This window comes from Nocardia sp. NPDC059154 (genome assembly GCF_042755705.1).
In the GTDB taxonomy this organism is placed as follows: Bacteria; Actinomycetota; Actinomycetes; order Mycobacteriales; family Mycobacteriaceae; genus Nocardia.
Map to the genome: position 1 here is coordinate 16,792 of NZ_JBHZCS010000007.1, position 11,521 is coordinate 28,312.

Consider the following 11,521-nt stretch of genomic DNA (forward strand, 5'->3'; position numbering starts at 1 on the left):
CACCGTAGGCGTCGACAACCCGTTTCATATCCACACTCAGATTCCACGTCTGTCAAGGTTTCCCAGGGTCATCGCTGCGATAGGGCATCCGGTAGCGGGCGCTGTGTACACCCGGTGCCGTCGCGGTCGTGCAGCGGTCTGTTCCGGGGGTACGGTCAGAGCATGTCCGGGCAGCACGGCGGCTCGTTCGGGACCTATCGTCTCGAACGCTTGCTGGGAAGTGGCGGCATGGGCGAGGTATGGCTGGCGCGCGACCGTACCGGCAGCACCGTAGCGGTGAAGGTGTTGTCTGCCGCGAACTCGGCAGATCAGGGCTATCGGCGTCGCTTCGAGCGAGAGGCTCGGTTGGGGGCTCAGCTGCACCACCCGCATATCGTGCCCATTCGCGCCTTCGGTGAAATCGACGGGCATCTGTTCCTGGAGATGGCCTACATCGAAGGCATCGACCTGGCCGCGCGCCTGCGGTCAGGCACCATGGCTCCGGCTCGGGCTGTGGAGGTCATCGCCCAGGCAGCCGAGGCGCTGGATGCCGCACACGCGGCGGGACTTATCCATCGGGATGTCAAGCCGGGCAATATCCTCGAGCACACTACCGGTTTCGTGTACCTGATCGACTTCGGTATCGCCCGCGCCGCCGACAGCACCGCACTCACAGCCACCGGTCTGGTCGTGGGCACGTTGGAATATATGGCACCGGAGCGGTTCACCGGCACGCTCGACGCGCGCTCCGATATCTATTCACTGGCCTGTGTACTCTACGAAGCCCTCACCCGGCATCCGCCCTTCAGCGGCAACCCGGCACAGCAGATGCACGCGCATTTGATGTCCGAACCACCGCACGCCTCGCAGGCTGCCCCTGCTGTCCCGACCGCGCTCGACGATGTGATCGCCCGCGGCATGGCCAAGAACCCGGACAATCGCTACGCAAGCGCGGGAGAATTCGCCGCTGCCGCGCGAGCCGCCCTGGACCTGCCTGCACCGGCACGACCGCCCCCACCGATCCTGGACTCGGCAGCCCCCGGCCCCAGCCCGCCGACCCGCGTCATAACTGCCACCGGCCCGGCGGCGACTCACCCAGTGACGCACCAGTCCCACGCATCCTCACCTGCCCCTGCCGCACATTCCGATCCACGACGAAATCCTTTGGGACCCAAATGGATATCGGCGGCGGCCGGGATTGCACTCATCGCTGCGGTGATTCTGTGGCTGTTTACCAGCGGCCTCGACACCGGGTCGGGCCCAGGTACGAGCATCCCGGCGCAGCCCTCTTCCTCGGCGACAACAGCGTCCGGTCCGCCGCCGTTCACGATCGGCAGTCAGCCCGCAGACCCGGCGCACACGGTGTACGACGGCAGTTTCGCCTTCACCGTGAGCGATGTGGTTTCCGGAGTAGTTATCACCGCCCCGGCGAACGCAGACCGCGTCTACACCATCGTGACACTGACGGTCACGAACATATCCGGACGCCAGCAACTGTTCACCATCGCCGCTCAGCGCCTGATCACCGTCGACGGCCGCTCGGTAGCCCCCGATGCAACCGCCACAGCGAGGCTTCACCCGTACAACGGCGAGTTCCACCAGCTCGCTCCCGGCACCACTACCACGATTCCGCTGGCCTTCGAACTCCCCGATAAAGAAGGCAACAAGAATGACGATATGGGCAAAAAGAAAGACGTCACTCCGAGCCATCTGATCCTGCACGGGGAGCCCTCATCGCCCGGCGTGACAGTGCCGATCCGCTAGCCGACGCAGATCGTGAGCACGGCCCTATCCGGCGTGCCCGAGTGCTGCGAACTGATCCAATTCTGCTGGCGTGTAAGGTCGTTCGCTGCTCGAGACCGTGCCGGTCCGGCATGGAACCCTTGGTGAAGGTCGGGTTCAACTGTCTCGGCGCAAGTCCAAGGAGTGCGTAACCGATATATCACCCCGGCCAGCTGCGCGAGCGCAGGAAGTCGCCGAGATCGTTCTGCATGGGGTCCAGCGTACGAACCCATCCTGGTACCGGCAGACCCAGGAAAACCGCAACCCTCGTTGCCGATCGCGCGCGCTCGCAGGATGAATGCACACGCAGAGAGCGAAGGAGCATTCGACATGAGCTACGAGAACCTGTCCGGCCGCACCGCCGTCATTGCCGGAGCCGCCAGCGGCATGGGCGAGGCCACCGCACTGCTGCTGGCCCGCAACGGGGCCCGGGTGGCACTGCTGGCGCGGCGCGCGGACCGTCTCGACACCCTGGCCGCCAAGATCGAAGCCGAGGGCGGGATCGCGCTGGCGGTGCCGGTGGACGTCACCGACTCGGCGAGCGTGACCGCCGCGGCGGACGCGGTGCACGCCGCGTTCGGCCCGGTCGACCTGGTGGTGAACTCGGCGGGCGTCATGCTGCCCAACCCGATCACCGACGGCCGCGAGGACGAGTGGACCCGCATGCTGGAGACCAATGTGGCCGGGCGCCTGCGCATGATCCGCGCCTTCCTGCCGGACCTGCTGGCCGCCGCGGACGCGGGCCGCACCGCCGACCTGGTCAACATCTCCTCGATCGGCGCGCACGTGGCCTTCCCCGGCTACGCGGTGTACGGCGCCACCCAGGCCGCCATCACCCAGCTGTCGGCGACGCTGCGCACCGAGCTCGGCGCACGCAAGGTGCGCATCACCAATATCGAGCCCGGCCTCACCGACACCGAACTCGGCAGCCACATCGACAATGCCGAGCTCAGTGGCGAGCTGGACGGCATGTTCGGGTTCATGGAGTCGCTGCGCGCGGACGATATCGCCGATCTGATCGCCTACACCGTCAGCCGTCCGGCGCACGTGAACCTGCGCCAGGTGGTGGTCCTGCCGACCCAGCAGGCGTGAGCGGATCGGGTAGCCGCCCGGCGAAATCGGCCGGGCGGCAGCCACTTCCGTCAGATCAGCGCGGTTGAGCAGCTGGGGTAGCGTCAGCGCGACGGCCGTGCTGGTGTCGTTCCACCGTCGTAGCTGCCGTTGCCAATCGTAGGGCGAGTCGGTAGAGCTACCGGCGAACGTCGTTGCGGTCTCGCAAATATCCGGAGAATCGCCAAGCTTTGTCCCTGCCGGAGTCGAGACCTGTGGATTGCGCCGGAGAGCGGCAGTTTCGCGCTCCGAATTCGGACAGTATCGCACCGCAACAGCAAGTCCGCTGCTATTCGACTCGTGCCGCAAAGGACGAATGATCAGGGGACGGGCCGGTGCCAGGACGGCGATCACTCTTCCCGCTGTGATAGACAGATTCCGCAGCTCGCGACGAAAGGACGGCATGGGACAGCCCGCGGATTCGTCCGGAAATCCGGTCTCGTCCGAAAAACCTACGGCCCGCGTGGAATTCGAGACCATGCTGCTCGGCCGCTACTCCATTGCCGCCCGCTACCGCCGCGACGGCACCCGCCTCGATCGCAGCGCCTACGTTCTGCTCAGCCGCCTCAGCGTCGAGGGACCGATGTCCATCGGACAGCTCACCGAGGCCTTCGGCCTCGACACCTCGACCGTCAACCGGCAGACCGCCGCCCTGCTGCGCGCCGGACTGGTCGACCGCATCCCCGACCCCATCGGCGGCATCGCCCGCAAATTCCGCATCACCGACACCGGCGAACAGGCCCTGGAGGCCGAGCGTCAGGCCAATACCGAGGGCCTCGACCGCGTCATGATGAACTGGTCCGCCGACGACGTGGCCGCCTTCGCGAGCTATCTCGAACGCTTCAACACCGATATCGAGCGCCTCGACGGGCGGCCCTGGCCTCGCCCCTGACGGATCGCCGGGGTGCGCACCCGCTTCCGAGGGTGCGCCCCGACTTCAGGCGATGCGCACCGCGACCCGGCCCCGATTGCCGCGGGTCTCGATGAGCTCGAGTGCGGCATCCATCTCGTCGAGCGGAAGAATGGTGTGGCGCGGACGAATTCGCCCACACGCCAGCAGGTTCCACAGTTCTGTACGCCACCCCTCCAGCAGATCGGTCCGGGTGCGGCTGAGCAGGCCCATCGAGAAGCCGCCGACGGTCTTCAGCTCGCCGAGCAGGCTGCCCGCGTCGATATTTCCGCCGAACGCACTGAAGGCGATCAGTCGACCGTGCGGGCCGAGGATGTCCACGCAGCGTTGCGCCATGTCGCCGCCGACGCCGTCGAGGACGATGTCCACCCGCTCGGTCCAGGCGTCCGCGTAGGTGACGACCTCGTCCGCGCCGCAGTCGCGCAGGAACTCGGCCTTGTCCAGGCTGCCGACGGCCGCGATCACCCGCACCGCCCCCAGCACCCGGGCCAGCTGGACGGCCAGATGCCCGACCCCGCTGGCCGCGCCGGTGACCAGCACCGACTCCCCGGCGGCGAACCGTGCCGTCCGCAGCAGGCCCAGGGCGATGACGCCGCCCCGCACCAGCGTGAGCGCGTCTGCGGCATCCACCCCGGCGGGGATCTCGGACATCAATTGCGGTGCGGCGAGGGCATATTCGGCGTAGGCCCCCTCGAAGACCACACCACCGACCCGCTTGCCCGCCCAGTCGGTGAGGTCCGGTCCGGCCGCCACCACGGTGCCGACGATCTCACCGCCGTCGGGGCCGCCGTCCCGCTGCAGCATGCGCACCAGCCCGAGGTGGACGCCCGCCAGCTCGGTGCGCACCAGCAGCTGGCCCGGGCCGGGCACGAGCTCGGCGGCGGTGACGACGACGGGACTACGGCCGGAAAACTGAATCTTGCGCACTGGCAGTGCCTTTCGGTGAGACCCGGCGCTTCCGCCGACATTTCTATGTAAGACCTAAATTTATCCTCAATGCTCTCTCTATGTCAAACCTAAAATTTTTCTCTTCAGCGCACAAAAAAAGCGCGACGGCCGTCCGGAGACGGCCGCCGCGCCCGACGTGCGGAACGAGCTAGCTGGGAGCCTTCTCGAACTCCTCCACCGCGTGCTGCCTCGAGCCCCACCCCACATGCGCCTCCGCGCGCATGCGCTCGCTCATGTGCGGGTAGTGCAGTTCGAAGGCCGGGCGCTCGGAGCGGATGCGCGGCAGCTCGTAGAAGTTGTGCCGCGGCGGCGGGCAGGAGGTGGCCCACTCGAGGGAGTTGCCGTAGCCCCACGGGTCATCCACGGTCACGACCTCGCCGTAGCGGTAGGAGCTGAAGACGTTCCACACGAACGGCAGCACCGACGCGCCCAGGATGAAGGACCCGATGGTGGAAACGGTGTTCAGCGTGGTGAATCCGTCGCTGGGCAGGTAGTCGGCGTACCGGCGCGGCATGCCCTGCGCACCCAGCCAGTGCTGGACCAGGAAGGTGGCGTGGAAGCCGAGGAAGGTGGTCCAGAAGTGCCACTTGCCCAGGCGCTCGTCGAGCATGCGGCCGGTCATCTTCGGGAACCAGAAGTAGATGCCGGCATAGGTGGCGAAGGCGATGGTGCCGAAGAGCACGTAGTGGAAGTGCGCGACCACGAAGTAGGTGTCGGACACGTGGAAGTCCAGCGGCGGCGAGGCCAGGATGACACCCGACAGACCACCGAAGAGGAAGGTGACGATGAACCCGACCGCGAACAGCATGGGCGTCTCGAAGGTGAGCTGACCGCGCCACATGGTGCCGATCCAGTTGAAGAACTTCACACCGGTCGGCACCGCGATGAGGAAGGTCATGAACGAGAAGTACGGCAGCAGCACCGCGCCCGTCGCGTACATATGGTGTGCCCACACCGCGATCGACAGCGCCGCGATGGCGAAGGTCGCGTAGACCAGGGTGGTGTAGCCGAAGATCGGCTTGCGCGAGAACACCGGGATGACTTCGGAGATGATCCCGAAGAACGGCAGCGCGACGATGTACACCTCGGGATGCCCGAAGTACCAGAACAAATGCTGGAAGAGGATGCTGCCGCCGTTCGACGGATCGTAGATGTGCCCGCCCAGGTGGCGGTCGAAGGCCAGCGCGAACAGGGCGGCCGTGAGGATCGGGAAGGCAATCAGGACAAGGAAACTCGTCACCAGGATGGTCCAGACGAACACCGGCATCCGGAACAGCGTCATGCCCGGGCAGCGCAGGCAGACCACGGTGGTGATCATATTGACGCCACCGAGGATGGTGCCCAGGCCGGAGACGGCCAGACCCAGAATCCACAGGTCGCCGCCCACGCCCGGGGCGTGCACGATGTCCGACAGCGGCGTGTAGGCGGTCCAGCCGAAGTCGGCCGCACCGCCCGGGGTGAGGAAGCCGGCGGTCGCCATGGTGCCGCCGAACAGGTACAGCCAGTAGCTGAGCGCGTTCAGGCGCGGGAACGCCACGTCGGGCGCGCCGATCTCGAGCGGCAGCACCACATTCGCGAATCCGAACACGATGGCGGTGGCATAGAAGAGCAGCATGATCGTGCCGTGCATGGTGAACAGCTGGTTGAACTGTTCCGTCGAGAGGAACTGCATACCCGGCCGGGCCAGCTCGGCGCGCATGAGCAGCGCCATCAGACCACCGATCAGGAAGAAGCTGATGGCCGTGGTCAGGTACATCATCCCGAGCATCTTGGGATCGGTTGTGGTGATCACCTTGAGGACGAACGAGCCCTTGGGACCGTGTCGCGGCGGATACGGGCGGATCGCCTCGAGATTCTGTTCGGGCTTTGGAGCAACTGCAGTCACCACATCCTCCTCGGGAGGGTTCCGTCCAGCTCTACCAATCAGGGCACATAGAACGGCGCACAGCGTACCGACAGCAAATCGATCCTCGCCGAAAACACTCCGGTCGGGGTGAACAGCGATTGGAATGCAAGATACTGCAGGGCAACCCTGCGCGTCGATGGCGGTCTCGAACAGGTTTGGTGCGTTGTTCATTGGCAGTTCATCCCGCGCCATCACGAAATACTCACGAGGCAGGGTCCAATATCGGTGCTATGTCTCGATCACTGCGCACCCGCGTTCTCACCGTCGCCGTGGTCGGCAGCCTCGGCACCGTGCTCGCCGTGGGTGCCGCCACCGATGCCCATGGCGAACCCAAGGCCGTGATCCAGGGCCGCACCGAGGTGACCGCCCGGGTCACCGGCGAGAAGCCGGACAACAAGTGCCAGATCGCGGCGTCCGATATCAGCGGTCCGTGGGGCATCGTCGGCGCCGACGGCACCGCCACCCTGACGCTCGGCGCGGTGCACAGCAACGCCAAGAAGCTGCGCGTCATCTGCGAGGACCCCAGGCGCGGCGACGCCAGCCTGCACACCGTCCGCTCGGACCGGGTGACCTTCGACGGACTGCTCTCCCCCATCCGCCAGATCATGCACAACCGATTCTTCGGGGCCAGATAGCTGTCTCCGGGGCTAGACAACCGGGTGACCGGCGCGCGCCGAGGCGACCGCGGACCGGACCGCGGGCACCGTCTCGGTGGCGAAATGGTGTGTGGCGCGGTCGCCGCCGGGGTCGACGGGGAGCAGGAATTCGCTGATACCGTGGGCCAGGGCCACTTCCGTGAGCTGGCCGGGCGTCATGGTCGGGTCGATGACGTAGGCGCGGCGGATCAGGGCCGGAACGCGACCCGCCCCGCGCGCGGCGGCGTCGATGGCGGTCATCATGGTGGTCAGGGTGGCGGGCGGGGCGTAGCCGACGCTGCCGAGCCAGCCGTCGGCCAGTTCGCCGGTCAGGCGCAGGGCGCGGGGACCGTAGACGCCGAGCCAGATGCCGATCGGATGGGCCGGGCGCGGACCGGGTTTCGCGCCGCGCAGCGGATAGAACTGGCCGGCCAGCTGCGAGCGTTCACCCTCACCCCACAGCGCGCGAACGACCGCGATGGCCTCGCGCAACGCGGCGAGGGCCTGGCCGGGACTGCGGCGGGTGCCGCCCATGGTCTCGATGGCGTCCCAGAACGCGCCGGCGCCCAGGCCCAGTTCGACCCGGCCGCCGCTGAGCAGGTCCAGGCTGGCGGCACTGCGGGCCAGCACCGCGGGCGGGCGCAGCGGGAGGTTCGCGACCGCGGGCATGAGGGTGAGGTTGCGGGTGACGCCGGCCAGATAGGACAGCAGGGTCCAGGTGTCCAGGAAGGCGGGCTGATACGGATGATCCTGCACCGCCAGCACTTCCAGCCCGGACTCGTCGGCGTGACGCACCAGGCGCAGCAGCAGACGCCCGCGCGCCGCCTCGGGCGGCACGAAGATCCCGAACCGGAGCTCATGCCCGTAATCCGCCATAGCGAATATCAAGCTACCGCGCCGCCGGGGGCGCCCGGGCGAAATCGGGCGGATTCGGCGCGTCCGGGCGGCGGCAGCCGTTCCAGATCGTGATCAACTGGCAACCCGATTCCATAGTCGTTGCCGGGCAACGGAATACAATTGAGACCGGGTCGCCCGGGTCACGACCCGGTCTTTTCGGCAGTGGGCCGTTCGCGACGGCCGGGTGAAGGGACGTGCGCGATGCCGGCTCACAGCACGGTGGACATCGCCCTACGGCACCTGAGGGGAGTGGATCCCTCGGCGTTGCACCACGCGCGGAACCGGTTGGCGGAGACCGGAATCGCACGGCTGGGATTTCTGCTCCCGCACCGGGTCAAACGGGTCCTCGCCGCCGAGGCGCTGACCCTGCTCGATCATCACAAACAATGGGGCGACCTGCTGCCCGAGGGCGAGGGCCTGGCCCGGCAGCAGGTCGAGCTGACCGAGCAGGAGGTGGCCGCCCACGCCTCCTGCATCCCGCAGCTCTACGACTGTGAACCCTTGCGGCACAGCCTTTCCGTGGTCGCCGCCGAACCGGTCCTGGCCTGCCCCGAGGCCGAGCGCTACCGCGTCAGCCGCCTGCACCACGACGACTCGGTCGACCAATGGCATTGGGACGACTACGCTTTCGCCCTCGTCCTGGTGGTGGAGTGCCCGCCGCTGGCGGACGGCGGCTTCGTGCAGACGGTGGCGCACACCCGCCGCGACTGGGACCACGCCGACATATACCGGACCCTGACCCGCAATCCGATCCACTCGTGGGAAATACAGCCCGGCGACCTCTACCTGATGCGCGCCGACACCACCCTGCACCGGGTACACCCCTTCGCGCACGGCCGCCGCACGATCGTCGCCATGACCTTCGCGTCGCGAGCCGACACCGAGCGGGAAGTCCCGTGGCGGGCGGCCGAACTCGCGCCTCGATAGCGGACACGCCGTGCAGAGCTGGGAGTTTGCGCCAACAGGTCGATGTGGGCTGAATCATATAGAGTGATAGCCTGATTAACCGTTAACGCAGCGGGGGGCAGCGTCGCCGCACCGTATCCGCTCCGGGCAGTTGTGCCCCACCCGGCTAAGGCGGCTCCCATGGACCTGCTCAACCCTCTCGACGCGATCTTCCTGGCCATCGAATCCCGCGAGCATCCCATGCACGTGGGCGGTCTGCAGCTGTTCGAACCGCCCGTCGACGCGGGCCCCGAGTTCACCCACGAACTCTTCGAGGCGATGGCCGCGAAAACCGATGTCCGCACCCGATTCCGGCGCAAACCGAGTCGACTGCTGGGCGGCTTCTCCAGCCTCGCCTGGTCCCACGCAGAGACCGTGGATCTGGGTTACCACCTGCGGCGTTCCGCGCTGCCGGCGCCCGGCGGCATGGGTGATCTGCTGGACCTCACCGAGCGCCTGCACGGCATTCTGCTGGACCGGCACCGCCCACTGTGGGAGGCCCGGCTCATCGAGGGCCTGTCCGACGGCCGCTTCGCGGTCTACGTGAAGATGCACCACGCTCTCATCGACGGCGTCTCGGCCATGCGGCTGCTGCAGCGCACCCTCACCGACGACCCGTTCGACAGCCGGCTCACCGTCCCGTGGGGCACGGCGCCGGTGCCGCGCGACGACAGCCCCGAAACCGAAAGCCCCTGGACGCAGTTGCGCCGGGCGGTGCCGCGGATCCTGCGCGCCACCGGATCGATCGCCGCGCCGTTGCGGGGCGCCATCGACGGACGGCTCACCCTGCCCATGACCGCCCCGCGCACCGTGCTCAACACCTCCATCGGCGGGGCCCGGCGCATCGCGGTGCGATCCTGGCCGCTGGAGCGGATCAATGCCGTCCGGCTGGCCACCGGGGCCACCGTCAACGACATCGTGCTGGCCATGAGCGCCGCCGCGCTGCGCGCCTATCTGCTCGAGCGTGACGCACTGCCGGACGAGCCACTGATCGCCATGGTGCCGGTCAACATTCGCAGCGCCGCCGAATCCGATACCTCCGAGGGCAATCTGGTGGCGGCCTGCCTGACCAACCTCGGCACCCACATCGAGGATCCGGCGGTCCGGCTGGAAACCATCAGCACCTCCATGCGCGACGCCAAACGGGTGTTCACGCAATTGCCGAAGCTGGAGGCCATGCTGCTGTCGGCCGCGCTGATGACACCGTTCGGGGTGTCGCTACTACCTGGCTTCGAAGCACTGCCGCGCATGCCGTTCAACCTGGTGATCTCGAATGTGCCCGGGCCGCGCAAACCGGTCTATATGCAGGGTGCGCGCCTGGACGCCAATTACCCGCTGTCGATTCCGTTCGAATCGCAGGCCATGAACATCACGCTGACCACCAATGGCGACAATCTGGATTTCGGCCTGGTCGGCTGCCGCCGCACCGTGCCGGATCTCGATCGCATGACCGACCACCTGGAGAACGGCTTGGCCGAGCTGGAGCGAGCCGTCGCCTGACGCCTCGTGGCACGGGGCCGCGCCGGGCCTCATTACGCTGGTCCGCGTGGAAACATCGTGGCCCGAACTGCGCACCGAGTGCCTGATCCTCGAGGACGAGGCGGTCCTGGCTCTGAACAAGCCGGCCGGGATCTCGGTGACGGGCGAACGCCACGACACCGACATCGTGGAAATGGCCGCGGCGCAGGGCGAGACGCTGTATCCGGTGCACCGGATCGACAAGGTCACCTCGGGTCTCGTCCTGCTGGCCAAGGAGCTGCCCGCGCACGGGCAGCTCACCCGGCAGTTCAACAAGCGCACCGCGGAGAAGACGTACCTGGCCGTCACCGCCTCCACGGGCCTGCCCGACCACGGCGTCATCGACCTGCCGCTGAGTGTGGGCCGCAAGAACCGGGTGCGAATCGCCGCGCCCCGCGAGAGCATTCACCGCGCGGGCGACACCTGGCTGGTCGACGAGCAGGACGTGGCGGCGGGCAAGAGCTATCCGTCGGTCACCGAATTCACCACCCTGGCCCGCACCGATTCCCATACCGTGCTGGTACTGCGCCCGATCACCGGGCGGCGGCATCAAATTCGCGTGCACCTGGCCTGGATCGGTCATCCCATCGTCGGCGACCCGCTGTTCGACCGGTCCGGCGCATTTCCCCGCACCCATCTGCATTCGTGGCGTCTGACCCTGGACGCGTCCTGGCGTCCCACCGGCACACTCGAACTGGAGGCCGAGCCCGGCGCCGACTTCTGGCGGATCGGCGACACCCCGGTCACCACCGATCCGCGGCAACTGTTGAGCAGCGCAGGCGAACTCATGACCCGCACCACATCGACCGGTTACTGATACGACTTCGCTATATTGGGTGGCGGGTCTCACCGAGACCGCATCAGGGCAGGTCATTTAGCCTGATTGGGGTG

Annotated in this window: 10 protein-coding genes; 7 read left to right on the forward strand and 3 right to left on the reverse strand. The window is 67.3% G+C overall.

The annotated features are described in order from the left end of the window. The first annotated feature begins 162 nt into the window (after positions 1 to 162). The 3 genes from ACFXN1_RS08490 to ACFXN1_RS08500 all read left to right on the forward strand — a co-directional run bounded on the left by ACFXN1_RS08490 (position 163) and on the right by ACFXN1_RS08500 (position 3,763). Entirely contained in the window at positions 163 to 1,743 is a 1,581-nt protein-coding gene (locus ACFXN1_RS08490; RefSeq protein WP_379444442.1) for a serine/threonine-protein kinase, read from the forward strand. Positions 1,744 to 2,091: 348 nt separating this feature from the next. Next, entirely contained in the window at positions 2,092 to 2,853 is a 762-nt protein-coding gene (locus ACFXN1_RS08495; protein ID WP_379444441.1) for an SDR family oxidoreductase, read from the forward strand. 421 nt (positions 2,854 to 3,274) lie between these two features. Beyond that, entirely contained in the window at positions 3,275 to 3,763 is a 489-nt protein-coding gene (locus tag ACFXN1_RS08500; RefSeq protein WP_379397791.1) for a MarR family winged helix-turn-helix transcriptional regulator, read from the forward strand. Between the two features lie 45 nt (positions 3,764 to 3,808). Here the strand turns inward: ACFXN1_RS08500 and ACFXN1_RS08505 are convergent, their stop codons facing one another. Together ACFXN1_RS08505 and ctaD are read right to left on the reverse strand one after the other, a co-directional pair. After that, the gene (locus tag ACFXN1_RS08505; RefSeq protein WP_379444439.1) at positions 3,809 to 4,708 is read right to left on the reverse strand and encodes a zinc-binding alcohol dehydrogenase family protein; all 900 of its coding nucleotides are present in this window, start codon (positions 4,706 to 4,708) and stop codon (positions 3,809 to 3,811) included. A gap of 169 nt (positions 4,709 to 4,877) precedes the next feature. Continuing rightward, positions 4,878 to 6,614, reverse strand: a complete 1,737-nt coding sequence (gene ctaD, locus ACFXN1_RS08510; RefSeq protein ID WP_379444438.1) for a cytochrome c oxidase subunit I — start codon at positions 6,612 to 6,614, stop codon at positions 4,878 to 4,880. Between the two features lie 251 nt (positions 6,615 to 6,865). Between ctaD and ACFXN1_RS08515 the strand changes: the two genes are divergently transcribed. After that, positions 6,866 to 7,270, forward strand: coding sequence for a hypothetical protein (locus tag ACFXN1_RS08515; RefSeq protein ID WP_379397797.1), 405 nt, complete (start codon positions 6,866 to 6,868; stop codon positions 7,268 to 7,270). Between the two features lie 12 nt (positions 7,271 to 7,282). On the opposite strand, the gene ACFXN1_RS08520 is transcribed toward ACFXN1_RS08515, so the two are convergent. Next, a complete protein-coding gene (locus ACFXN1_RS08520) occupies positions 7,283 to 8,146 on the reverse strand; it encodes an LLM class flavin-dependent oxidoreductase (RefSeq protein WP_379444436.1) in 864 nt (287 codons plus the stop codon). A 222-nt stretch (positions 8,147 to 8,368) separates the two neighbouring features. Here ACFXN1_RS08520 and ACFXN1_RS08525 point away from each other — a divergent pair, with 222 nt between their 5' ends. From ACFXN1_RS08525 to ACFXN1_RS08535, 3 genes are all read left to right on the forward strand, one after another. Then, positions 8,369 to 9,094, forward strand: a complete 726-nt coding sequence (locus ACFXN1_RS08525; RefSeq protein ID WP_379397799.1) for a hypothetical protein — start codon at positions 8,369 to 8,371, stop codon at positions 9,092 to 9,094. Between the two features lie 159 nt (positions 9,095 to 9,253). Then, the gene (locus ACFXN1_RS08530) at positions 9,254 to 10,612 is read left to right on the forward strand and encodes a wax ester/triacylglycerol synthase family O-acyltransferase (RefSeq protein ID WP_379397801.1); all 1,359 of its coding nucleotides are present in this window, start codon (positions 9,254 to 9,256) and stop codon (positions 10,610 to 10,612) included. Positions 10,613 to 10,658: 46 nt separating this feature from the next. Further along, positions 10,659 to 11,447, forward strand: a complete 789-nt coding sequence (locus ACFXN1_RS08535; RefSeq protein ID WP_379463530.1) for an RluA family pseudouridine synthase — start codon at positions 10,659 to 10,661, stop codon at positions 11,445 to 11,447. The last annotated feature ends 74 nt before the right edge of the window (positions 11,448 to 11,521 follow it).

What these genes read in the sequence shown, in the direction of transcription:
- ACFXN1_RS08515 (WP_379397797.1), top strand. Translation starts at nt 6,866, where the DNA reads ATGTCTCGATCACTGCGCACCCGCGTTCTCACCGTCGCCGTGGTCGGC.
- ACFXN1_RS08500 (WP_379397791.1), top strand. Translation starts at nt 3,275, where the DNA reads ATGGGACAGCCCGCGGATTCGTCCGGAAATCCGGTCTCGTCCGAAAAA.
- ACFXN1_RS08520 (WP_379444436.1), bottom strand. Translation starts at nt 8,146, where the DNA reads ATGGCGGATTACGGGCATGAGCTCCGGTTCGGGATCTTCGTGCCGCCC.
- ACFXN1_RS08490 (WP_379444442.1), top strand. Translation starts at nt 163, where the DNA reads ATGTCCGGGCAGCACGGCGGCTCGTTCGGGACCTATCGTCTCGAACGC.
- ACFXN1_RS08495 (WP_379444441.1), top strand. Translation starts at nt 2,092, where the DNA reads ATGAGCTACGAGAACCTGTCCGGCCGCACCGCCGTCATTGCCGGAGCC.
- ACFXN1_RS08525 (WP_379397799.1), top strand. Translation starts at nt 8,369, where the DNA reads ATGCCGGCTCACAGCACGGTGGACATCGCCCTACGGCACCTGAGGGGA.
- ACFXN1_RS08530 (WP_379397801.1), top strand. Translation starts at nt 9,254, where the DNA reads ATGGACCTGCTCAACCCTCTCGACGCGATCTTCCTGGCCATCGAATCC.